The sequence below is a fragment of the Lysinibacillus sp. AR18-8 genome, assembly GCF_001705465.1.
Classification (GTDB): domain Bacteria; phylum Bacillota; class Bacilli; order Bacillales_A; family Planococcaceae; genus Lysinibacillus; species Lysinibacillus capsici.
Window position 1 is genome coordinate 69,685 of sequence record NZ_MDGU01000013.1, and the last position, 22,711, is coordinate 92,395.

Annotated in this window: 23 protein-coding genes; 18 read left to right on the forward strand and 5 right to left on the reverse strand. The window is 40.3% G+C overall.

The genetic code is table 11. The annotated features are described in order from the left end of the window. Positions 1 to 31 precede the first annotated feature (31 nt). Entirely contained in the window at positions 32 to 886 is an 855-nt protein-coding gene (locus BFM98_RS11405; RefSeq protein ID WP_054550887.1) for a pentapeptide repeat-containing protein, read from the reverse strand. A gap of 138 nt (positions 887 to 1,024) precedes the next feature. Between BFM98_RS11405 and BFM98_RS11410 the strand changes: the two genes are divergently transcribed. The 4 genes from BFM98_RS11410 (at position 1,025) to BFM98_RS11425 (ending at position 6,670) form a co-directional block, all read left to right on the forward strand. Next, a complete protein-coding gene (locus BFM98_RS11410; protein ID WP_066037435.1) occupies positions 1,025 to 2,629 on the forward strand; it encodes a PucR family transcriptional regulator in 1,605 nt (534 codons plus the stop codon). A gap of 129 nt (positions 2,630 to 2,758) precedes the next feature. Beyond that, positions 2,759 to 4,027 (forward strand): cytosine permease, encoded by a 1,269-nt coding sequence (locus BFM98_RS11415; RefSeq protein ID WP_066037436.1) that lies wholly within the window; start codon positions 2,759 to 2,761, stop codon positions 4,025 to 4,027. After that, on the forward strand, positions 4,024 to 5,127 hold the full coding sequence (locus BFM98_RS11420; protein WP_066037437.1) for an S-methyl thiohydantoin desulfurase family protein: 1,104 nt from the start codon (positions 4,024 to 4,026) through the stop codon (positions 5,125 to 5,127). The genes BFM98_RS11415 and BFM98_RS11420 overlap by 4 nt, the downstream gene beginning before the upstream one ends. Then, positions 5,120 to 6,670, forward strand: coding sequence for a hydantoinase/oxoprolinase N-terminal domain-containing protein (locus tag BFM98_RS11425; RefSeq protein ID WP_066037438.1), 1,551 nt, complete (start codon positions 5,120 to 5,122; stop codon positions 6,668 to 6,670). The genes BFM98_RS11420 and BFM98_RS11425 overlap by 8 nt, the downstream gene beginning before the upstream one ends. A 17-nt stretch (positions 6,671 to 6,687) precedes the next feature. Here BFM98_RS11425 and BFM98_RS11430 read toward each other — a convergent pair whose 3' ends face one another. Together BFM98_RS11430 and BFM98_RS11435 are read right to left on the reverse strand one after the other, a co-directional pair. Next, entirely contained in the window at positions 6,688 to 7,362 is a 675-nt protein-coding gene (locus BFM98_RS11430; protein ID WP_048390332.1) for an HAD family hydrolase, read from the reverse strand. A 6-nt stretch (positions 7,363 to 7,368) separates the two neighbouring features. After that, on the reverse strand, positions 7,369 to 7,602 hold the full coding sequence (locus tag BFM98_RS11435) for a hypothetical protein (RefSeq protein WP_054550893.1): 234 nt from the start codon (positions 7,600 to 7,602) through the stop codon (positions 7,369 to 7,371). Between the two features lie 190 nt (positions 7,603 to 7,792). Here BFM98_RS11435 and BFM98_RS11440 point away from each other — a divergent pair, with 190 nt between their 5' ends. From BFM98_RS11440 to ptsP, 11 genes are all read left to right on the forward strand, one after another. Next, on the forward strand, positions 7,793 to 8,569 hold the full coding sequence (locus BFM98_RS11440; RefSeq protein ID WP_066037439.1) for a hypothetical protein: 777 nt from the start codon (positions 7,793 to 7,795) through the stop codon (positions 8,567 to 8,569). After that, positions 8,566 to 8,922: a GntR family transcriptional regulator gene (locus BFM98_RS11445; RefSeq protein ID WP_048390347.1), complete on the forward strand. Its 357-nt coding sequence runs from the start codon at positions 8,566 to 8,568 to the stop codon at positions 8,920 to 8,922. The genes BFM98_RS11440 and BFM98_RS11445 overlap by 4 nt, the downstream gene beginning before the upstream one ends. A gap of 9 nt (positions 8,923 to 8,931) precedes the next feature. Beyond that, positions 8,932 to 9,639 carry an ABC transporter ATP-binding protein gene (locus tag BFM98_RS11450; RefSeq protein ID WP_066037440.1) on the forward strand — a complete coding sequence of 236 codons (708 nt, stop codon included), beginning with the start codon at positions 8,932 to 8,934 and terminating at the stop codon, positions 9,637 to 9,639. 87 nt (positions 9,640 to 9,726) lie between these two features. After that, a complete protein-coding gene (locus tag BFM98_RS11455; RefSeq protein WP_009370928.1) occupies positions 9,727 to 10,647 on the forward strand; it encodes an ABC transporter ATP-binding protein in 921 nt (306 codons plus the stop codon). Further along, positions 10,625 to 11,566: an ABC transporter permease gene (locus tag BFM98_RS11460; protein ID WP_066037441.1), complete on the forward strand. Its 942-nt coding sequence runs from the start codon at positions 10,625 to 10,627 to the stop codon at positions 11,564 to 11,566. Before BFM98_RS11455 ends, BFM98_RS11460 begins: the two co-directional genes overlap by 23 nt. Positions 11,567 to 11,743: 177 nt before the next feature. Then, complete coding sequence (gene nagE, locus BFM98_RS11465) at positions 11,744 to 13,687, forward strand: N-acetylglucosamine-specific PTS transporter subunit IIBC (protein ID WP_066037442.1); 1,944 nt, start codon at positions 11,744 to 11,746, stop codon at positions 13,685 to 13,687. A gap of 97 nt (positions 13,688 to 13,784) precedes the next feature. Continuing rightward, complete coding sequence (nagA, locus tag BFM98_RS11470) at positions 13,785 to 14,945, forward strand: N-acetylglucosamine-6-phosphate deacetylase (RefSeq protein WP_054550896.1); 1,161 nt, start codon at positions 13,785 to 13,787, stop codon at positions 14,943 to 14,945. A 66-nt stretch (positions 14,946 to 15,011) separates the two neighbouring features. Beyond that, positions 15,012 to 15,722 (forward strand): sugar isomerase domain-containing protein, encoded by a 711-nt coding sequence (locus BFM98_RS11475; RefSeq protein WP_066037443.1) that lies wholly within the window; start codon positions 15,012 to 15,014, stop codon positions 15,720 to 15,722. Positions 15,723 to 15,742: 20 nt separating this feature from the next. After that, positions 15,743 to 16,447, forward strand: a complete 705-nt coding sequence (locus BFM98_RS11480) for a glucosamine-6-phosphate deaminase (RefSeq protein ID WP_066037444.1) — start codon at positions 15,743 to 15,745, stop codon at positions 16,445 to 16,447. Continuing rightward, the gene (locus BFM98_RS11485) at positions 16,444 to 16,710 is read left to right on the forward strand and encodes an HPr family phosphocarrier protein (RefSeq protein ID WP_066037445.1); all 267 of its coding nucleotides are present in this window, start codon (positions 16,444 to 16,446) and stop codon (positions 16,708 to 16,710) included. The genes BFM98_RS11480 and BFM98_RS11485 overlap by 4 nt, the downstream gene beginning before the upstream one ends. Then, entirely contained in the window at positions 16,707 to 18,419 is a 1,713-nt protein-coding gene (gene ptsP / locus BFM98_RS11490) for a phosphoenolpyruvate--protein phosphotransferase (RefSeq protein WP_066037446.1), read from the forward strand. Before BFM98_RS11485 ends, ptsP begins: the two co-directional genes overlap by 4 nt. A 337-nt stretch (positions 18,420 to 18,756) precedes the next feature. Here the strand turns inward: ptsP and BFM98_RS11495 are convergent, their stop codons facing one another. Then, positions 18,757 to 19,524, reverse strand: a complete 768-nt coding sequence (locus BFM98_RS11495) for a sporulation protein (RefSeq protein WP_066037447.1) — start codon at positions 19,522 to 19,524, stop codon at positions 18,757 to 18,759. Between the two features lie 111 nt (positions 19,525 to 19,635). Here BFM98_RS11495 and BFM98_RS11500 point away from each other — a divergent pair, with 111 nt between their 5' ends. The 3 genes from BFM98_RS11500 to BFM98_RS11510 all read left to right on the forward strand — a co-directional run bounded on the left by BFM98_RS11500 (position 19,636) and on the right by BFM98_RS11510 (position 21,663). Next, on the forward strand, positions 19,636 to 20,490 hold the full coding sequence (locus tag BFM98_RS11500) for a LysR family transcriptional regulator (protein ID WP_066037448.1): 855 nt from the start codon (positions 19,636 to 19,638) through the stop codon (positions 20,488 to 20,490). 76 nt (positions 20,491 to 20,566) lie between these two features. Further along, entirely contained in the window at positions 20,567 to 21,301 is a 735-nt protein-coding gene (locus tag BFM98_RS11505) for an urease accessory protein UreH domain-containing protein (protein ID WP_066037449.1), read from the forward strand. A gap of 41 nt (positions 21,302 to 21,342) precedes the next feature. Further along, positions 21,343 to 21,663, forward strand: coding sequence for a YnfA family protein (locus tag BFM98_RS11510; RefSeq protein ID WP_004229297.1), 321 nt, complete (start codon positions 21,343 to 21,345; stop codon positions 21,661 to 21,663). A 44-nt stretch (positions 21,664 to 21,707) separates the two neighbouring features. On the opposite strand, the gene BFM98_RS11515 is transcribed toward BFM98_RS11510, so the two are convergent. Further along, positions 21,708 to 22,472, reverse strand: coding sequence for a class I SAM-dependent methyltransferase (locus BFM98_RS11515; RefSeq protein WP_066037450.1), 765 nt, complete (start codon positions 22,470 to 22,472; stop codon positions 21,708 to 21,710). Between the last annotated feature and the right edge of the window lie 239 nt (positions 22,473 to 22,711).

The following is a 22,711-nucleotide window of genomic DNA, read 5'->3' on the forward strand; positions in this document are numbered from 1 at the left end:
TAGATGAGCGTAAAACGCCATCTACCTTTTTTTATTGCCAATGAGCAGGTCGTTTTATATAGGAAGGTAATTTAGTCGAACGATCCCCCTGTGCGGCGTTGATTTGCATTTGGGTTAAAAACAGACTTGTTGAAAGATCAGCACCGCGTAAATTGGTATCTCGCAAATCAGCCCCGATGAAATCTACTCCCTGTAAATTTGCATCTTGAAGATTAGCTGCGATTAAATAACTCCCCCTTAGATCAGTCGCTCGTAAATCCTTGCCTTTTAAATTTTTGCCCATCCAATTAGCCCCACGCTGATTCAAGTTTCTAGAAGCCTTTCCCTTCACACTGTGCTGGCGAATTTGTTCGCTAGTTTGGAGCAATAGTGCATTGATCGGCATACGAATAGCTACCATATCCAATGCTAATAAGGTATCTGCATCCTGAGCTATTGTCTGCTGTAGGTGCTTCAATTGAGCAATTAGCTGTTCATAAAGCATATTATCCACCTGATAGGACAAAGCCTCCGCCACATATGCAATCATTTCGTAAAGCTGTTCCATAATAGGAAAAACACGAAACATCTTGTCAGCATGCTCACGAGATTGTCGCCAATCCTGTCCATGAAATGTCACCTGTGAAACCTGTTGACCTGCGCCTAGGCAATCAAAAACGGTACAGCCCTTAAAACCTGTCTCTCGTAGCTGACTATGTATGTGACAGCTATAGTTATCCTGCAAATTAGGACATGGCGTGCCTGCGGGTTTATTGATCGCAAAATCACTAGAAGCCACAATATTTAAAGCGGTACAGCACAAGCCAAAACAGCTTTGACAATCTGCCTGTAGACTGTGTCGGATTTTTGTACCAATGGTTGTATCTTTTTTTGTCTGATTAGACATTCTCATTTTCCTCTCTAATCTTATCCATTTAGTTACTATTTTAACACTAACAAGCTACCAGTTAAAATAGAGAGCAAACTGTATTTTGAAAGATAGTAGGGGATATGGTATTCTTCTTCAAAAGAGTTGTAAAGAAAAGTGGTGGTGGAACATGGGGTAACGGTCAATGAATTATTACAATTGCCATCTTTTCGAGGGGCAGAGGTGTTAACAGGGCGAGATAATCTGCACCGTACCGTATCATCTCTATCTGTATTAGAGGTATCGAATGTTGATTTTTATTCGAAAATTATTAACCGTGTACAGGAGGAATGGTATGCAGAGGAGCTTGTCATTAGCTCCTTTTACTCCATTCGAGATAGTGTGGAGCAGCAATGTGAAACGATTCAGCATTTACATGATTTAGGAGAGCTGGGGCTTATTTTATATTATGTCGGCATTGTATTGCCTGATATTCCAGAAGAAGTGCTTGCGTTAGCGGAGGCACAAGGCTTTATTATCATTTGTATGCCGCGAAATGATTATTCACTGCGCTATAATGAGGTTATTTATGAGGTTATGGAAGCGATTGTTAGTAATCAAGGCGTTAATGATCATTTTGTCAAAGAGACATTAGAAAAGGTATCGTTACTACCTGAGCATTTAAGAAGTGTTGAAATTACACTGAAAATGCTTTCAGATCGTTTAAAGGCGAATATTGTGCTCACCAATAGTCATTTTGACATTGTGAACCAAGTGATGTGGCCACGAAATTCATCATTAGATGTAGCGAATGTCATCGAAGAATGCTCCCAATCCAATTTTCAGAGGGAAGCAGGCAAGCTCGAGCTGCTAAGAAGTGATGTCGCCTGTGTCGTAGACTATAAAAGAGTACATCAAAAAAATGGCGAGCCGCTATTTTTATTTCTGATTAAAGAAAATACAAAACTACCTGCTAAGACAATTGAAAAAGTAAGTGAGGTTGTGCAAGTAGCCATAAATTTATGGGGAGACAAGCATGATGAGGTTAGTGAATATGCCTTAGTTAAAGCTATTATCAATGACGAAGGGGAGAAAATGAGAAGATTAGCCAATCTTCTTCATATTGATGTTTCCGCCATTCAAATGATGTGGCTTGTCTACATGCATGATTTAGCAGACGAAAAAAGAATTCGCGATGAATTAGAAGAGCAACTGTCCAAATATTATCAAACAAGAGTCATCCAATGCATTGACCATTGTATGATTGTACTGGTAGGCAATTGCTTTTATAAGTATCATGAGTTTGAGATTGCCATTGAATATAGTGAAACTACTCAGTATGATGCCCAAATCGCAGAAATTGTTTATGCACCTAAAATGAGAAATACAAAGTCTGTTCGTCAAATGTATCAATTGGTCAATCAGGTGGGGGACAAAGCCCATACGATTTATCCGATGCGAAAATTGTTTACTGCAGCGGAAGTGCGCTCCATGAAAAGGGCAATTGATGTCAGTAAGCAGGGCGAGGAAATGATTGAAGAATATTTGTCTGTAATTGAACCCATTATACGTGACCATGATTCCTTGCAGACTTTGATAACCTTTTTATTAGATGCAAATGCTAGTGTGGAGCGCTGTGCAGAGCTCCTCTATATCCATAAAAACACGGTGAAATACCGCATCAAAAAAATTAGTGAGCTGATTGGCACAGATGTTACCGTATATTCGGAATTTTATGATGCCTACATGGCTTGCATGCTATATCGATTGATTAATGATTAGAATAATCTGAAATTTTGTCATTTTGAACAAAATTTCAGATTATTTTTTTCATTTGCGCAAAAGACTCAACTCTTACCTATCTTCTATAATTAAAAACATTAATCCATCACCAAATAAGGAGGGAGTCACATGCAAAATGAAAATAAAGGTCAATCTTGGTATAGCTTAGGCATTATTTGGGCTGGTGCCATGATTTGTATTCCTAGTTTATTAGTCGGTAACGCACTGATTACCAATATGAGTTTATCAAAGGCACTGGCTGTTGCTTTTGTAGGCTATGCTATTGTCGTGATCATCATGATTTTGCAAGGCATGCAAAGCAGTGATTTAGGAAAGCCCACTGTCCATATAGCAGGACAAGTGTTTGGAAAAAAGGGCTCTCGTACAATATTATCCATTATCTTAGCTATTGCTTGCTTAGGGTGGTTTGGCATTCAGGCCAATGTGTGTGGCGTAGCCTTAGCAAATTTATTAGCAATCTATCATTTGAATATACCTATTCCAATCGCTTCACTCATTAGTGGTATGGTCATGGTCGTATCCGCACTTTATGGGATGAAGGTGTTGCGTATTTTAAGCTATATCGCCGTACCATTGCTCGTCATCATTTGCCTGTATGGTTTAGGTCAAATATTAGCTGGTGAGCAACTACAGCTCGTTCGGGATTATCAGCCACAGGGCAATATGAGCTTTATGGATGGTTTAGCTGTAACGATTGGGTCCTTTGCATTAGGGGCTGTTATCGCGGGCGATTATTCGCAATTTTCAAAAAAACGTTCAGACGTTTTCAAAGCCGCTACATTAGGGATTATTCCTGCAGGGGTGCTAATGATTGCTGTGGGAGCTGTCTTAACGATTGCCTATCAAACAAGTGATATTACAGCAGTCTTTCTGCATATCGCAACACCCTTTATTGGTGGAGTGGGTCTGATTTTAGCAACATGGAAAACCAATTTGGTCAATGCAATTTCAGGTGGAATTGCCTTAATTAATGTATTTGATGTTGCTAAAAACAAAGAACGATTAGCCATAGGTGTGGCGGGTACAATTGGCACAATCTTAGCCGTTGTAGGGATTTTAAATTATTTTACACCTATCATGTCAATTTTATCGGCGATGATTCCGCCTGTTGCAGGGGTGATGATTGCTTCCTACTGGGTCATTCATAAAGGCAAAACAGATAGCTGGCAGGAAGTTGAAGGGGTCAATCGATTAGGTGTATTTTCTTGGCTAGTAGGTGCTGTAATTGCCTGTATGCCAGTGGTATTTTCCTTATTCCCTGCATTGCCAGCACTACCAAACCAACCGATGATTGGCATCATTATTTCATTCGTGATTTATTATGTTGGGTATCGTGTATCTGTACAAAAAACGGTCATATTGGAGGAACATAGATGAGATATTTAGATCAGGCAGCTATTGAACATATTGCCATAGGGGCAGCATTTTTAGGAACAGGTGGGGGAGGAGATCCCTATATTGGAAAATTAATGGCGCTTTCTGCTATCGAAAAAAATGGCCCTGTAAAATTGTATTCAGTGGATGAAATTGCGGATGATGATTTTTTCATTCCAGCCGCAATGATGGGGGCACCATCAGTTTTAGTAGAAAAATTCCCACGTGGCGATGAGTTTGTTAAGGTTTTCCAAAAGCTTGCCCAATATTTAGGGAAAGAAAAAATTGCAGGTACCTATCCAATGGAAGCAGGTGGGGTCAATTCGATGATTCCTATTGTAGTAGCAGCACAGCTTGGCTTACCATTGATTGATTGTGATGGCATGGGGCGCGCATTTCCGGAATTACAAATGGTGACATTCCACTTAGATGGGATTTCGGCAACGCCAATGGCCATCACTGATGAAAAAGGGAATATTGGTATTTTTGAAACCATTGATAATAAATGGACCGAGCGTATCGCCCGAACAGCAACAGTAGAAATGGGCGCTAGTTCTTTAGTGAGCCTCTACCCAACAACGGGTGCGCAAATTAAACAAAGCGGTGTTCATCATATAGTGACGCTTTCTGAAAAAATTGGTGAAATTATTGCCTCGAAAGACCAAGAGGTGAACGATAAGCTACAAAGCCTTTTAAACCTTGCAGAAGGATATGAGCTTTTCCAAGGAAAAATAGTGGATGTTATTCGTGAAACGAAGGGTGGCTTTAACCTAGGTAAAATGAATCTTGAAGGTATTGAATCTTATAAAAATGATCAAATGAAGGTTCATTTCCAAAATGAAAACTTATTAGCTGAGAAAAACGAGCAGGTTATAGCGATGACACCAGACTTAATTTGTTTGGTGGATTATGAAACTTTATTGCCTGTTACAACAGAGAGCTTAAAATATGGTAAACGTGTGCGTGTGATTGGCTTACCAGCACATGAAAAATGGCGTACAGCAAAAGGTATTGAAACAGCTGGACCCAAATACTTTGGCTATGAATATGAGTATACGCCAATTGAGGAACTGGTGAAAAAGGAGGTAGCAGAGCATGTATAAAATTGGAATCGATGTTGGTGGAACAAACACAGATGCCATCCTTTTAGACCATAATAGCCAGCTTATTTACAGTGTGAAATCACCAACAAGCTTAGATATTAAAACAGGGATTGAAAAGTCACTGCAACAATTACTAGAGGGCGCAAATATTGATAAAACAAAAATTACCCATGCGATGTTAGGGACAACACAATGCACCAATGCCATTGTTGAACGTAAAAAGCTAGCAAAGGTTGGTGTCATTCGACTAGGTTATCCAGCGACGGCTTCCGTACTCCCATATACAGCTTGGCCAGCAGATATGATTGATAAATTATCTGGTAATTATGCCATTGCCCGTGGTGGTTATGAATATGACGGCCAATTATTAAGTGCGCTTGATCAACAGGAAATTACAAAACTACTAGAGGAATGGCGTGGTCAAGTAGAATCCATTGCGATTGTTGGTGTCTTTTCCTCTATTAAAAATGATCAAGAATTGCAGGTTCGTGAATGGATTCAAGAAGTCTATGGCGAGGAATTCCCAATTTCCTGCTCCTCATTAATAGGTTCAGTCGGGTTAATAGAACGTGAAAATGCTACGATTCTAAATGCTGCATTATGTAAGGTGATTGAGACAACAACACAGGGCTTTGTACAGGCGTTACAAGCGGAAGGCATTTTTGATGTAGAGGTGTATCTATGCCAGAATGACGGTACATTAATGTCTATCGACTACGCCAAGCAATTCCCAATATTAACAATTGCCTGTGGACCAACAAATAGTATCCGTGGAGCATCGTATTTATCCCAAATTCAAAACACAATGGTGTTGGATGTTGGGGGTACCACTTCAGATATCGGTGTATTACAGGATGGTTTCCCGCGAGAATCCTCGGTCGCAGTTGAAGTGGGAGACATTCGGACAAACTTTAGGATGCCAGATATTATTTCAGTCGGACTTGGCGGGGGGAGTATTGTTCGTGTGAACGGCGACAAAATTACAGTCGGGCCGGATAGTGTAGGCTATAAAATCAGTGAGGAGGCCCTTGTTTTCGGTGGCTCGACCTTAACGACAACAGATATCGCTGTCCGTTTAGGCTTAGCAGATGTAGGTGATTCCACGTTAGTGGCACATATTGATGAAGCCTTTGCCAAAGCCGTTCAAGAAGAAATTTCTTCGTTACTAGAACAGGCGATTGATAAGATGAAAACTTCCTCAGAGGATGTGTCACTAGTCTTAGTAGGGGGTGGTGGTATCATTGTGCCAGAAAATATTCGGGGCGTTTCCACAATTGTAAAATCTGAATACGGTGGTGTTGCGAATGCCATCGGAGCCTCGATTGCACAAATTAGTGGTCAATATGAGCAAATTTATATTTATTCCAAAGAACCGCGTGAGGAATCCTTGAAGGATGCACAAAACAAGGCTGTGAAACAAGCCGTATTAGCAGGTGCTCTTGAGGATACCATTGAGCTAGTGGAAGTAGAAGAAACACCTCTCGCGTATCATCCAGAAAATGCAACAAGATTGAAGGTAAAAGTAGTAGGGAAAATGGTGTAACAGTCAACGGAAGAGTCCTAGTTAAACAGGGCTCTTCCTTTTATTAATTGCTCAAATGAATGAATCACTGCATCAGGTTTAATGTCAGTAGGATTCGTGAGCCGATGAGGATTGTACCATATGCCCTTCATCCTTGCTCGCTGACAACCAGCAATATCTTTTGCTAAGTCATCCCCAACGAATAAGGCTTCATTTGGCTGAACTTGGAGCTGATGTAGAGCTAATTCAAATATGCGTTTGTCAGGCTTAGTTAAGCCTACTTCCTCAGAAATAAGAATAACATCAAAATAGCTAGCTAAACCTGTATGTGTGATTTTAGCCTTTTGTCGCAGTGTAGAGCCGTTTGTGATAATGCCAACTTGTACTTGCTTCTTAATCGTTTGGAGAACCTTCAACATATGTTGATCGATAGAAAAGCAATATGGAAACTGCTGATCCCAAAAATCTTGCATGTCATGGCGAGGCAATTGAAAGGTTGATGGAAACGCATCAAAAAACGATGATAAAACATTGGTTTTATCGGCAATCCCATAGTCTCTTTTATCGTATTCCTTAAATTTTTCCAGCATGTCCTTTTTGAGCATACCCTGAATAGCACCATAGTATTTTTCCAAAATAATATAAAACAGGTTATCGACAGCATGATCTCGATTAAGTAAGGTATCATCTAAATCAAATAGTATCGCTTTCAACGATCTTCATATCCTTTCTTGCTCATCAAGAGGTTTTCGTTTATGTTTTTCATTAATAATTTTTTTGTTTAGGATCGTTACCTTGCCAACCATGAGCAACCTCATATCTTCCACAATATACTTAGCTAGCTCTTCGTCCGATATGTCATCTCCATCAATATCAAGGCGAAAATCCTGCCCTTGTATGCCACCACCATTGGTAAATTCAATTTCAAAATCAAAGACAACTCTTTTATCCATTCAAGTACCACCTTACGCTTAGTGTTAGAGTGCTATCCATATATTCTGTGTTTAATAGGTGAATACCTTCTTTGAGCATAAGCGTAATTGTTGAGTAAACAAAATTTCCTTTTTCTTGTATTTGCCACTTGCCAACAAAAAAGTCATAGTGTAATATGTAACTAGTACACTATGACACGAGGTGTTGTGATTGAAAAGCTTTACAGGACTTTTAAAAAAAGAATGGGTACTTTATCGCTCATGGTTTCTAGTAGGGATATTTATGGGACTTATGCTATCTTGGATCGTTCCCTATATCTTACATCAGTATGTCGATCTCTTTGCACATGAGCATCAACTAGCATTTGCATTTACGATGCTCGTCCTTTTTCTAGGTGGATTCTATTCTATCTTACAATTTTTAGCATCGATGCGTTTGGATATTAAAGCAAAGGAGAGCTGGCTCCATTCAACAAGCTCTATCACAAAGCTTATCGGAGCAAAATTGGTTTGCTCATTAGTAGGTTATGTCCTCTTCACTATCCTTTTCACGAGTATAGCCATTTTCAATATTAAGGATGAGCTGATCGCGAGCGCTGGACAAATTTTATTAGTTTTAGTAATAATTGTTATTATATTGATGATTTTACAATTAATGCTATTTATCGTTCTTTTATTCTTTTTAGCTTTTTATTTGCAATTGAAGCGCATAATAGGTCGTTTTTCAATTGTGCTGACAATGATTGTGTTTTATGTAACCACAGCTGGTTGGGCGCGGGTAACGGAGAGTCAGCTGTATCGAGCGATCTTCCTCCATGGGGAAGTTTCGCTTCAAAACATCGAACACTATCTACCAAAAGCGAAAGAAATGACGATGGAATGGATGCTTGGCTCGATATATGTCGTTGAGGAAATAGCCATTACGTTATTACTACTACTGCTGTTTTTAGCAGCATCGAAGTGGCTTGAAAGGGTGGTTTTACGATGACGATGGATTTTTCGCGTGACAAACCCATTTATAGCCAGCTTGTCGATCGAATTTGTGGAGACATTTTGAAGGGGAAGTTGGAGCTAGGTGATCGACTTCCCTCCGTTCGAGAATATGCAGTAGAAACAGGTGTCAATGTCAATACGGTGCAACGTGTATACAAGGAGTTAGAGGCAATGAATATAACGGAAACCAAACGAGGACAGGGTACATTTATTACGAGCAATGAGGAGCGCATTGAGTTATTGCGAGAAGAGATGAAAAATCAGCTGGCTGAAAATTTTTTAACATCGATTGAGGCATTAGGCTTTTCGAAGGAAGAGATGCTTGTGGTTTTGAAAAATAAAGCGTGAGGTGAAGGGATGTTACAGCTATCAAATGTATCTTTTCAATATAAGAAAAAGCCAGTTTTACAGGATCTATCCTTCTCCTTTCCGATTGGACAAATCATTGGACTAGTTGGAGAAAATGGTAGTGGTAAATCTACGCTTATGAAAGTTTTAGCTGGTTTACTGCGACCCACTGCTGGTGAGATCACACTAGAGGGTAAGCCAGTCACACGTAGAAGTGCTGACAAAATTGCTTATTTACCAGATACAGATTTGTTTTTTGAGTACTACACGGGTGAACAGCTTTTCCAGCATTATGCTTCGCAATTTGAAGATTTTTCCTATGACAAAGCCTGTATCGTCGCACAATTTTTACAGGTAGATACGCGCACAAAGCTACGCCAATTATCAAAGGGTAATCGTGGTCGTATGAAAATGGCTGCCACCCTTGGACGAGAGGTTCCTTATTATGTCATGGACGAACCATTTGCTGGGCTAGACCCAATTGTGAGAGAGCAGTTGATTAAAGGCTTAATTCAATTTACGGACATCGAAAATCAAACGATTTTGCTATCCACACATGAATTATATGAGGTAGAGCCTATTTTAGATCAAATTATTTTATTGCAGGCAGGATCAATCATGGCCTACGAGAATGTGGAAACATTACGCGATGTGGCTAATAAGGATGCAGTTGAGTGGATGAAAGGGTTTTATCGTCCTTCAGTAAAAGACAGCTAAAGGTGAAGAAAGAATCGTCAATAAAGCAATGTTGTCGTGCCAGACTGCATAATGCTCAGGCGAAATAGATTAGAAAGGGTGAAAAATATGACAGAACCGATTGTACAATTGCAAAATTTATCGAAAACTATTCGAGGCAAGCAATTAATTCAACAGTTAAACATTGATTTATATCCAGGCCAAATTACAGGATTCTTAGGACCGAATGGAGCGGGGAAAACAACAACAATCCGAATGATGACAGGGCTTATGCATCCAACAGAGGGCAATGTCATCATCGACGGGCTTTCACTGAAGGAGCATTACGAGGAAGCCATTAGTAAGGTTGGTGTGATTGTTGAAAATCCAGAAATGTATAAATTTATGTCAGGCTATAAAAATTTACTACATTTTGCACGTATGCATAAAAATGTAACAAAGGAACGAATTCAGGAGGTCATTCAACAGGTTGGGCTCGAAAATCGTATACATGAAAAGGTCTCTACGTATTCACTTGGTATGAGACAACGACTAGGATTAGCCCAGGCGTTATTGCACAGACCGAAATTTTTGATTTTAGATGAACCGACGAATGGCTTAGACCCTGCTGGTATTCGTGAGTTTCGTATGTACCTACGTAAGATTGCTTCAGAAGAGGGCGTATCCGTCTTTGTCTCAAGTCACTTATTATCAGAAATTGAATTGATGTGTGATCGAGTGGCCGTGATTCAAAATGGGCAGCTAATTGATCTGCGCGATATTCACAATGAAAGCTCATCATTTTATTATGTGGAGGCACAGCCAAAAGAGCAGGTGTCTGCTTATCTGGAACAGTGTGACTTTAACTTTGTAGCAGAGAATCAAGGCTATGTGGTGGAAATGAAGAAAGAGGATGTCCCAGCTATGACTACACAACTAGTCCAAGCGGGTATTCAATTATTTGCTGTACAGCCACATCAAAAAACATTAGAGGATCAATTCTTAGAAATGACTGGAGGCGGACAAATTGCTGAAGCTAATTCAAAATGAGTGGATGAAATTATGGCATAAAAAAGGAACATGGGCAATGGTGGCCATGCTGATTGTTGTCATTCTTGTTCCTGCTGGAATCACAAAATATTATGAAGTAAAATCACCAGTTGAAGGCACTTGGCAGGACATAGAGCAGGATGCCATTCAATCTTATAAAGAGACGCTAGCAGGTGAAGATTTAACGGAGGAAGATAAGGCATACTTTCAAGAGCAGATGGCTATTTCTGAATATCGTTTAGCGAATGATGCACCAAGTCAAAAAGATAGTAGTCTTGCAAGCTTTATGTCCTTTACAAGTGGTATGCTTACGCTTGTTACTTTATTTACAGTCATTACCGCAGCTAGTATTGTATCGAGCGAATTTTCAACAGGGACGATTAAAATGCTCTTAACGCGTCCAATGTCCCGTGCAAAAGTGTTAACGTCTAAATTACTGACAACATTCCTTTTTGGTTTGTTATTGTATGTGGTCAATGTTGTGGTAAGTGCCCTTATCGGCTTAGTCTTGTTCGGCATGGGAACAGGTGTGGAATTAGAAATGGTCAATGGACAGGTCGTTGAAAAGGCTGTATGGAGCGATTTAGCCTATCATTACCTATTATCTGGTGGCGATTTTGTGATGTCTACATTATTTGCCTTTTTGATTGGCTCAGTATTCCGTTCAAGTTCATTAGCAATCGGTTTAACGATGTTCCTTTCTTTTACAGGCGGCATGATAGTTATGTTTTTAAGCCGATACGACATCGTCAAATATATTTGGCTCACACATTCTGATTTAACACAGTATGAGCATGGTGGTGGCTCCATGATTGCTGATGTGACGTTGCCCTTCTCATTAACAGTACTTGCTATATACGCAGTAGTTTTCCTTGTCATTAGTTATTCAACCTTTATGAAACGTGATGTCACGGCATAAGCTAAAGAAGAACTGTGCCCTAATTTTGGATTAGGGTGCGGTTTTTTTGTTTAACATCACGAAATATTAAAAAAGTATTTATTTTTTTTTGAATTGCGCCTATAATAATAGCAACTTAGTGAAAACGCTTTTTTTTACTAAAGTGGTCTAGACAACTATACCAAAGGGGGATAATGAATGTTTGCTTTCTTACAAAAAATCGGTAAGTCGCTCATGTTTCCAATCGCAACATTACCAGCAGCAGCATTACTATTGCGTTTAGGTTCAGCGGATATGCTTGGGGCCGTACCGAATGAAGCCATCCAGTACATTGCTAGTATTATGGCCGCTTCTGGTAATGCTATACTAGGGAATTTACCAATTATTTTTGCTATCGGTATTGCGATGGGGTTTGCACATGATAGCAGTGGTGGCGCAGCTCTAGCAGGTGCGATTGCGCATCTTGTTTTAGTCGCCGTTTTAGGGACTGTTAACGAAGAATTAAATATGGGTGTATTTGGTGGTATTATTGCCGGTATTACGGCAGGCTTATTATATAACAAATATTATAATGTGAAATTTCCAGAATGGTTATCATTCTTCGGTGGACGGCGCTTTGTACCGATTATTACATCCATCACCATGGCAATTTTAGGTAGTATTTTAGCAATTGTTTGGGGACCAATTCAAGGTGGCATTGATGCTGTCGGTAATTGGATGATCGGTGCAGGATCACTTGGTGTAGGGATGTATGGCTTCTTCAACCGTCTATTAATTCCAGTGGGTCTCCACCATGTAATCAATACAATTATTTGGTTTGATTTCGGTGAATTTACAAATGCAGCAGGCGAAATCGTGAAAGGGGATATCAACCGCTTCCTAGCAGGAGACACGACAGCTGGACATTTCCAAGCTGGTTTCTTCCCAATTATGATGTTTGGCTTACCAGCAGCCTGTCTAGCAATGTATTTTGCAGCGAAAAAAGAAAAGCGTCCAATCGTTGGAGGGATGTTCGTTTCCATCGCTTTAACAGCCTTTTTAACGGGTGTTACAGAGCCTATTGAATTTTCCTTTATGTTCTTATCACCAGTTCTTTATGGTATTCATGCTGTATTAACAGGTATTTCTTTGGCTGTGGCCTATCTCGTTGGATTCCGTGACGGCTTTGGGTTCTCTGCAGGCTTAATTGACTACTTACTCAACCTTGGTCTGGCAGATAAACCATGGCTCTTATTACCTTTAGGTTTAGGCTTTGGGGCGATTTACTTTGTGGTATTCTATTTCTTAATCAAAAAATTAGACTTAAAAACACCAGGACGTGAAGACGATGAGGATGAGGATGGCGAAGTAAATGCTATTGCTGATGATGTCGATTTACGTGCATATTATACAATTGAAGCATTAGGTGGAAAAGACAATATTAAGCAAGTGGATTATTGTACAACTCGCCTACGATTATTAGTACAGGATTCTGCTAGCGTCGATGAAAAAACATTGAAGCAAACAGGTGCAAGAGGAGTTATGCGTATTAGTAAAACCAATGTCCAAGTAATCATTGGGACATCTGTTGAGTTTTTAGCTGAAGCCATAAAAGAACGTTTGAAAAAAGGCAATCCAGCACCAGCCAATGTAGGACTTCCATCAGCTCAGCCTGTCATGGAAGAAACGGTGAAGAATGACACGATGACATTCCGTGATTTCGAAATGCCAATGACGGGTGATTTATTGCCTTTAACAGAAGTGCCTGATGAGGCATTTTCAGCAGGCTTGATGGGACCAGGTTTCGGGATACGTCCGACAGATGGAGCAGTCTATGCACCATTTGATGGTCAAGTAGTGATGGTGTTCCCAACAAAGCATGCAATTGGCTTAAAATCTGATACGGGCATTGAAGTATTAATTCATGTTGGCTTAGATACGGTCAAACTAAATGGTGATGGCTTTGATCTGCTCGTTACAGATGGTCAAAAAGTTAAGCGTGGGGATGCGTTATTAAAAGCAGACCTTGTACAGATTGAAGGGCAAGTACCTTCTGTCATCACACCAGTTGTCTTTACAAGCTTAATGGGGCAAGAGATTACACTTGAAAAGACTGGCTATCAACGAGCAGGCTCAACGAATATTATTACAATGAAGAAGTAACTACTAATGGGGCTGTTAGCGAAGGTATACAGAGGCAATGAGCTATTGCACACGGATGCCTTTTCGACAGCCCTTGTTCAAGAAGGAGATGTTTTTCTTGAGTTTACTCATTCGAAATATCACAGTAGTGAATGGCAATGGACGAGATGAACAGGTAGATGTATGGATGAAGGATGGTAAAATTGCGCAAATTGCTCCTCAGCTTGATATCCACGATGTAGAACAGCTTGATGGTTCAGGGAAATTTTTATTGCCAGGATTTATTGATATGCACATTCATGGATCCGCTCAAATGGATACGATGGATGCTTCTGATGAAGGGCTTCATACGATGGCTCAATCCCTTTTAAAAGAAGGAACGACAAGCTTTTTAGCTACAACGATGACACAAAGCTATGACAACATTGAACGAGCTATTGAAAATGTAGCACAGTTCCAGCCACAGCCAGATGAAGCAGAGGTACTAGGTATTCATATCGAAGGGCCATTTGTTTCAAAGCAGCGAGCAGGGGCACAGCCTCTTGAATATATTGTCGAGCTAAATTTAGATATATGGACAAAATGGCAGCAACTAAGTGGCCATAAAATTAAGCAAATTACGCTAGCACCAGAAGAACCGAATGGCATGGCAGCTGTGCAAAGTATTTCTGCTAGCGGTGTCATTGTTTCAATTGGTCATTCGGATGCTACCTTTGAGCAAATGCAACAAGCGGCTCAATTAGGTGCCACACAGGGGACACACTTATACAACCAAATGCGTCCATTCCACCATCGAGATCCAGGTGTAGTTGGCGGTGTCCTGCTGCTAGATGCGATTAAGGCAGAACTGATTGTTGATTTTATCCATATGCATGAAGGCGCTGTGGAAATGGCCTATCGCTTAAAGGGAGCAGACGGGCTTATTTTAATTACAGATGCCATGCGCGCAAAGGGAATGCCCTACGGAGCATATGATTTAGGCGGTCAAACAGTTCATGTAACAGAAGCTGGTGCCCATTTGTCAAATGGATCGTTAGCAGGCAGTATTTTAAAAATGGATCAGGCTGTACGGAATATGCATCACATTACGAATTGTACGCTGGAGGAGCTTGTCAAAATGTCCAGCTTTAATGCTGCCGAACAATTGAAGCTAGGTAATAAGGGTCAGCTTATACAAGGCTTTGATGCGGATGCAGTGATTTTAGATGAACAATTAAAGCTCCACCAAACGATTAAGGCGGGCAAGGTCTTATATGATGCAAATTCAAGTGGACAATAGTTACTAATATGCAGCAGGTATACAAACATCTTGCATGAAACGATGGAAATGAAAAGGTGATAGAACATGAATACCTATTTTCAACAAGTAAATCGATATTTAACAATGGTGGCACAGCAGGAAAGCAACCAACTTATGCATATTGCCAAGCAAATTGTTAAACGTCTCACAAAGGGAGGCATTATCCAGCTCTTTGGCTCTGGTCATTCCATGCTATTAGCACAGGAATGTTACTATAGAGCAGGTGGCTTAGTGCCTGTCAAACCGATACACATAGAATCGTTAATGCTACATCAGGGTGCACGGCAATCCTCACAAAATGAAAAAAAACAGGCTTTTTTAGCCACCTATAAGGATCAGCTGCAATTTGATGACCAAGATGTTTGTATCATCATTTCAACCTCTGCCAATAATCCAGTGCCCATTGATATGGCTATCTATGCAAAGGAAGCGGGCGCTTTGACTATTTCACTCCAATCACTGGAATATCAGCACCAGCCGTCGCGCCATCCGTCAGGCAAGCGTTTAGAGCAAGTAGTAGATGAAGTTTTGAATACGCATGTGCCATTAGGTGATGGTGTGTTAACCGTTGACCAATTGCAATATGCCCCTGTATCAACGGTGTTAGGTGCGACTTTATTAAATGCTTTATTCGCTCAAATCATTGAACTTATGCATGCACAGGGCGCTAGTGTACCAGTGTTTGGTAGCAGTAATTTAGGGGAAAATAATAACGATGCGCTCATTGATCAGTATGGTCAGCGTATTCATTTCTAGGATACAAAGGAGGATATGTGGTGAAAGTAAAAAGATTTTCCTCAATGGATGATTTATATTCACATGCAGTAGCGACCATCGTTGAAGCCAAAAATAATGGCGCCACAACGTTCGGGTTAGCTACTGGTGGAACAATGGAACCACTATATGCTAAAATCTGTAAAACAGATATTGATTTTTCACATTGTATTAGCTTTAATTTGGATGAGTATGTTGGACTTGAGGCAACTCATCAGCAAAGCTACGCCTATTATATGAACAAACATTTATTTAACCAAAAACCATTTTTAGCATCGTATTTACCAGATGGATTAGCAGTAGATCCTTTAGTGGAAACAGCTCGCTATGAAGGATTACTGCAACAATATCCCTTAGATTTCCAACTGCTTGGTATCGGTCAAAATGGTCATATCGGCTTCAATGAGCCTGGTACGTCATTTGCTTCTTTAACACATCTTGTAACACTCGAAGAATCTACTCGTCAAGCTAACGCGCGTTTCTTTTCATCCATTGACGAAGTGCCAACACAGGCATACACGATGGGTATTCAATCGATTATGCGGGCAAAATGCATTTTGTTACTCGCAGTGGGAGAAGCTAAGCGTGAGGTGTTAGAGCGTTTACTGGCATCTGATTATACAGAAGACGTACCTGCAACTGCTTTATCGAAACATCCAAATGTAATGGTTTTAACAGACTTTCAAGAAGAGGAGAATAAATTATGAAAACACAACAATTTACAGTAGTCGATCCTTTAGGTATTCATGCACGACCAGCGAGCCAGCTTGTGGCAAAAGCAACACCATTTGCTTCATCTATAGAAATACGTACAGAAGAAAAAGCAGCTAACTTGAAATCAATCTTAGGTGTGATGGGATTAGCCTTAAAGCAGGGTTCACAATTTACACTTGCTGTAGAGGGGGAAGACGAAGAGCAAGCATTAGCAGCACTAACGACACTCATCACGGAAATGGGGCTTGCACAATGACACGACTCACTGGTATTGCCGCTTCAGACGGCATTGCCATTGCGAAAGCATATCGTTTCGTCCAACCAAATTTAACATTCGCTAAAACAACTGTTCATGATATCGAGGCAGAGCAGAAACGTTTAGCAGCCGCTCTTGCCAAAGCAGAGCAAGAACTGATTGTCATTCGACAGCAAACATTAGAAAAATTTAGTGCAGAAGAAGCCGCAATTTTTGAGGCACATTTATTAGTGGTTCATGATCCCGAATTAATTGGGCCTATCAATCAAAAAATTGCAGACGAAGCGGTAAATGCGGAGTATGCATTGCATGAAGTAACCTCTATGTTTGTGGCATTATTTGAAGGTATGGATGACGAATACATGAGTGCCCGTGCATCAGATATTAAGGATGTGACAAATCGCATATTAGCACATTTACTCGGAGTACATATTCCAAATCCAAGCAATATTAACGAACAGGTAATTATCGTAGCGAATGATTTGACACCTTCAGAGACAGCCCAATTAGATCGCAACTATGTTCTCGGTTTTATTACCGATATTGGTGGGCGTACATCCCATTCAGCCATCATGGCTCGTAGCTTAGAAATCCCAGCAGTCGTAGGGGCAGGGGTTGCTACGACAACAATTCAGGATGGCGATACTATAATTGTTGACGGTTTGACGGGTCAAGTCCTAGTGAATCCAAGTGCCGATGTGATTGCAGACTATCAGGAGAAGGCACAAAAATATCGGGTACAGCAGGCGGAATGGTCTACTTTAGTGAATGAGCAAACCGTTTCTAAAGATGGCGTGCATGTTGAGCTGGCGGCTAATATTGGATCGCCAAATGATTTGGATGGTGTATTGCGTCATGGAGCAGAGGGAATTGGCTTATATCGAACAGAGTTTTTATATATGGGCAGAGAAAATTTACCCTCTGAGGAAGAACAATTTACAGCGTATAAAACAGTCTTGGAAGGAATGAAGGGCAAGCCAGTTGTTATTCGAACACTGGATATTGGTGGCGACAAGCATCTGCCATATTTACCTTTGCAAGAAGAAATGAATCCATTCCTTGGTCACCGTGCCATTCGTCTATGTCTTGACCAGCAGGAGTTATTCCGCACACAATTGCGAGCACTACTGCGAGCATCTGTCTACGGAAACTTAAAAATTATGTTCCCCATGATAGCGACCATTCAAGAATTCCGTGCGGCTAAAGCCATTTTGCTTGAGGAAAAGGAAAAGCTGATAGCTGGAGGGATTGCAGTAGGCTCTTCCATCGAGGTCGGGATGATGGTTGAAATTCCCTCGACAGCCGTAATGGCAGATATTTTTGCCAAAGAAGTGGATTTTTTCTCCATCGGGACAAATGATTTAATTCAATATACAATGGCGGCAGATCGGATGAATGAAAAAGTTTCTTATTTATATCAACCATATAACCCAGCCATATTACGTTTAATTCAAATGGTCATTAAAGCTGCCCATCAAGAACAGAAATGGGTAGGAATGTGTGGAGAAATGGCTGGCGATGAGCATGCTGTTCCACTATTGCTAGGCTTAGGCTTAGATGAGTTCTCTATGAGTGCTACGTCTATTTTAAAAACGAGGGCCTTGCTAAAGCAATTATCTGTCCCAGAGATGCAGACTTTAGCAACGGAGGCTTTACAGTTAGCCACAGCTGAGGAAGTGCTAGAAAAAGTAAAGCAAGCATTGAAATAAGATAGAACGATGAGGCTGGGACAGAACTCGATTATTTTGAAAAATAGCGAAAATGGATATTAATTTTTCTGCCTCACTGAGTTAAATACTCCTTCCTAAATCAAAAAAATACTAGACCAAATGTATCTTGGTCTAGTATTTTTTCTTTTTGTCCCAGCCTCTTAGCATTACTGGCTGAAAGAGTTGATGACTATAGGTATTTCTAATAAATCCTCCACGAGGGCATCCGCTTCAACATCGTCCCATTGTTTATCCTTTTTCCAAATGCCTTTCATTCCTATTTATGTTGAAATTAAATTTCTGTGCTTCAAAAGTGAACGTCTGAAGTTTTAGTTCATTAGGCATGTTTTGAAATGATTTGCTGAAGCTTCGCCTGCAGTGTCGGTAGGTCGTGCATCGTAATCGTTGTGCGAACATAGCTTTCATCCATATCTAATGCCTCAGCAAAAAAGCTACCAATGCCTTTTACTTTGCGGTCAATTTGCATTAAAATCTCTGCAGAATGGTTGGACTGAGAGAGAAAAACTACTTCTAGCTCATCTAAATGACCTCTAAATTGTCCAGTTGGTACAAATTCAAATTCCTGGACAAATGGATAGTAGCCACGGAAGCGTGAAGGGGCTTGTTCACATTCAGCTTCACGTAAACGGAAACCTAATCCACGAATCGCATCTAATATATGTCCTGCAAGCGCTGTTGGCTCAACACGAATATAATCCTTATCACTCGGATCGACCGCATTTTTAATATCCAGACCCGTTTGAATCCAAACCTGTGTTTTACCAGCACTAATCGGTGTTTCAAATGGTAGTGTTAATGAAATAGGAAAGACCTTTTCTTCGCCAGCCGTCAGTGTGAAAGGCTCTGTTACTTTGACTTTTTGTAGTGCGGCAACCTCTGTATGTTTGTGATCATTCGACTCACGGATATAGGTCGTATTGACGGATAGGTAAATCGTGTCGACCTGTTGCTCAACTTGACCGCCACGCACAATGATTTCACCCTGCATGACCTCTCCAGCACGATAAGTATCCTTCTCCAATCTTGTATCCACTGTCGCTGAACCTATACCAAAACTTGCTAATGCTTTATGAAAAAAAGACATCTTTCATTCCTCCTACTGACATCGTTAGCTATACATACGCTTATGTTGAAAAAAGGTTTCAAGACTTACAAATTTTTCGTTATACTAGTTGAAAACGAAAGAGGGATGGCGATGGAGACAGAGTGGCTACGCACATTTATAGTGGCAGCACAAACTGAAAACTTTCGAGAAACAGCTGAAAAACGATTTATTACACAATCGACTGTAACGAAGCATATCCAGCATTTAGAAATGGCATTGCAAACCCCATTATTTGATCGACAGAGCAAACAGGTGACGTTAAATCAGCAGGGTGCTTATTTTCGTCTGCAGGCACAAAAAATCCTGTCCGCTTTAGATGAAGGGCTACAACAAATGGATTCCTTCGTAAAAGGCTACACCGCTAAGCTTACGATTGGCGTTGCTCCGCAAATAGCGAATTCAACATTACCAGCTATTATCACAGCATTCCAGCATCGAAAGCCCTCTACTCAGGTAGTGATAGAACTTTTAAAATCCAATGAAATTGGGGAAGCGGTATTTACTGGTGTAATCGATATTGGCTTATCCAAATTAACCTCAACTCGTGAGCTTCACACAGTGATGCTCGCACAAGAACCATTGCATTTAATTGCTCCTATTGCTAAAAAGGAATATGATGCTTTCACCCTTTTACAGCAGGAAACGCTTCTCACACATGAATATGCGCCCTATTGGCAGGAAGTACAACAGGTGCTACAGCAATTTACTAGCCATCAAACAATGCATATTAATCAAACAGAGGTAATCAAGCATTTCGTCAAGCATGGTCTTGGTATTGCCTTGCTGCCTAAGAGTGTAATTGAACCAGATTGTCAGCAAAATCTTTTACATAGCTATTCAGTAAAAGAATTTTCTCATATTGTATCGGATACTTACTTGCTTACAAAGTATGTCTCGGCTGATTATGATGATTTTTTAGTAGCGTGTAATAGCGTGTATGGGTAAAGCCGTTTTCTGCACTGTTTATTCATAATGTTCCTTTATACTATTTTAATATAAAGGATAGATAGGGGGTGTTGATATGTATAGTATATTGTCCACCATTAGTCAGTTTATTAGTGAACCGCTTACGCAATTTGTACAGGGCTATGAGCATTCTGCCCTGATGATGGCCATTCTTCTTGGCTTGATAGGCGCCTTTGCTCCATGTCAGTTAACAGGTAATATGAGTGCCATTACATTTTACGGCAATCGAACACTTCAAAAGAGCAGTAATTGGCAAGAAATTATGTTTTTTATTGTGGGGAAAGTGGTTGTTTTTAGTGTGCTTGGCTTTTGTGCTTGGCTTTTTGGGCAATCATTTGAAACAAAGATGACCGTTTATTTTCCAATCTTTCGTCAGGCTATTGGGCCGATGATGCTGCTAACAGGGCTGGTGCTAATCGGTTTATTCAAATTAACCTTTCTACAACGTTTAACATCGCTGCTGCCGCCTGTAGTAAAAGAGGGGAAATTTGGCTCGTTCTTAATGGGCGCTAGTTTTTCTATTGCCTTTTGTCCCACTATGTTTGTTCTATTTTTTGTATGGTTAATGCCCCTTGTGGCGAGCACTTCCTATGGGCTGCTTCTACCTAGTATTTTTGGCGTAGCGACCGCTGTACCGCTCATCATCATGCTTCTGTTGATCTATGTCTTTGATGCCAAGCGTATTATCCTACGAAAAAGTATGAAGATGGGAAGAGCTATTCAACTAACAGCAGGTATCCTATTAATTTTAATCGGAATAACGGACACCATTACATATTGGAGTATGTAGGACATGTATAATAGAGTGAAAATGAGAAAGAGAGATACAATATGATCGCTATATTATTATTTATTCTTGCGGGAATTGGTGAAATAGGTGGGGGCTATTTAATTTGGCTTTGGTTACGAGAGGGTAAACCTTTTTATTGGGGCATTATTGGCGGTATTGCACTTGCTCTGTACGGCGTTGTTGCAACATTCCAGTCCTTCCCTACCTTTGGCAGAGTTTATGCAGCCTATGGCGGGGTATTCATCGTGTTGTCTATTTTATGGGGGTGGGGCATTGATGGCAAAAAGCCCGATCATTTAGACTTTATTGGCGCAGGAATATGCTTAATAGGCGTCATTGTAATATTGCTGCCTCGCTCTTAGCATTGAAAAAAGGTTACTACAACAGAATAGTAACCTTTTGTAATCTATTTTTTACGAGCAATAAAGCGCAGACGATAATAATCAATGACCCATTCATTCTGTTGGAAACAAGTTGGCTTTAATAATTCCTCACATGTCGCATAAACCTGCTCTTTCTCATCAGCCTTTAAGTGCTGTAGAAGATTTTCACTAAACATGACCAACCAGTTGCGAAGCCCATCCTGCCCTTGAAGTGGTGTAGGGCGTTTATAGAGTGTGATATTCTCGACCTGAAAGCCTGCCTTTTCTAATTTTGATTGATATTCCTCGACGCTTGGAAAATACCAAGGGAAATAGTGGTCGATATAGGGAAATTGTAAAGATTCCATACTTTTTTGCAGAGCCCAAATGATAGATGCAATATTGCCTTGTCCACCCATTTCAGCAACAAAGCGTCCACCGTTCTTCAGTGCACCATAGACATTTTCGATAACTACATCAGGTTCCTTCATCCAATGAAGTGCGGCATTGGAGAAAACGGCATCAAATTGCTGAGAAAAGTGCATCGCTGTAGCTTCCATCGTTTGAAAGTTAATGGCAGGATATTTTTGCTGAGCAGCTAAAATCATTGTAGCCGACGCATCTACTCCGAGCACAGAAGCTCCAAGTGCTGATATGTCATTAGCCAAATCTCCTGTACCACAACCCACATCTAAAATATGTTCATTTTTTTGCGGCGCTAGTAGATTGACTAAGCTTGTACCCAATTTTGACACGAAATCATGCTTTTCATCATATAAATGAGCATTCCATTTTGTTTTTGTTGTCATCCTATTTCATCTCCTTTAGTAGAGCATAGCAAAGGAGGTCATCCAACAGAAATGCGAAAAATCATGAATTTTGATTCCAAATTGGAATGATTGCTTTCTCTCCAACAACTAGCTTTACACGCTATCAAATTTCCGAGCCGATAAGGGATTAAAATTATTTTATACAACACATAGTCAAGGTAGTAAGAAATGGTGTTTCCACAAAAATTTTGAGTAAAATAAAAAGGTAGCTGATGTTG

Bases quoted from the DNA above. Each gene is read 5' to 3' on its own strand.
- BFM98_RS11405 (WP_054550887.1), bottom strand. From the start codon at position 886: ATGTCTAATCAGACAAAAAAAGATACAACCATTGGTACAAAAATCCGA.
- BFM98_RS11415 (WP_066037436.1), top strand. From the start codon at position 2,759: ATGCAAAATGAAAATAAAGGTCAATCTTGGTATAGCTTAGGCATTATT.
- BFM98_RS11420 (WP_066037437.1), top strand. From the start codon at position 4,024: ATGAGATATTTAGATCAGGCAGCTATTGAACATATTGCCATAGGGGCA.
- BFM98_RS11425 (WP_066037438.1), top strand. From the start codon at position 5,120: ATGTATAAAATTGGAATCGATGTTGGTGGAACAAACACAGATGCCATC.
- BFM98_RS11435 (WP_054550893.1), bottom strand. From the start codon at position 7,602: ATGGATAAAAGAGTTGTCTTTGATTTTGAAATTGAATTTACCAATGGT.
- BFM98_RS11445 (WP_048390347.1), top strand. From the start codon at position 8,566: ATGACGATGGATTTTTCGCGTGACAAACCCATTTATAGCCAGCTTGTC.
- BFM98_RS11450 (WP_066037440.1), top strand. From the start codon at position 8,932: ATGTTACAGCTATCAAATGTATCTTTTCAATATAAGAAAAAGCCAGTT.
- BFM98_RS11455 (WP_009370928.1), top strand. From the start codon at position 9,727: ATGACAGAACCGATTGTACAATTGCAAAATTTATCGAAAACTATTCGA.
- nagE (WP_066037442.1), top strand. From the start codon at position 11,744: ATGTTTGCTTTCTTACAAAAAATCGGTAAGTCGCTCATGTTTCCAATC.
- BFM98_RS11475 (WP_066037443.1), top strand. From the start codon at position 15,012: ATGAATACCTATTTTCAACAAGTAAATCGATATTTAACAATGGTGGCA.
- BFM98_RS11485 (WP_066037445.1), top strand. From the start codon at position 16,444: ATGAAAACACAACAATTTACAGTAGTCGATCCTTTAGGTATTCATGCA.
- ptsP (WP_066037446.1), top strand. From the start codon at position 16,707: ATGACACGACTCACTGGTATTGCCGCTTCAGACGGCATTGCCATTGCG.
- BFM98_RS11495 (WP_066037447.1), bottom strand. From the start codon at position 19,524: ATGTCTTTTTTTCATAAAGCATTAGCAAGTTTTGGTATAGGTTCAGCG.
- BFM98_RS11500 (WP_066037448.1), top strand. From the start codon at position 19,636: ATGGAGACAGAGTGGCTACGCACATTTATAGTGGCAGCACAAACTGAA.
- BFM98_RS11505 (WP_066037449.1), top strand. From the start codon at position 20,567: ATGTATAGTATATTGTCCACCATTAGTCAGTTTATTAGTGAACCGCTT.
- BFM98_RS11510 (WP_004229297.1), top strand. From the start codon at position 21,343: ATGATCGCTATATTATTATTTATTCTTGCGGGAATTGGTGAAATAGGT.
- BFM98_RS11515 (WP_066037450.1), bottom strand. From the start codon at position 22,472: ATGACAACAAAAACAAAATGGAATGCTCATTTATATGATGAAAAGCAT.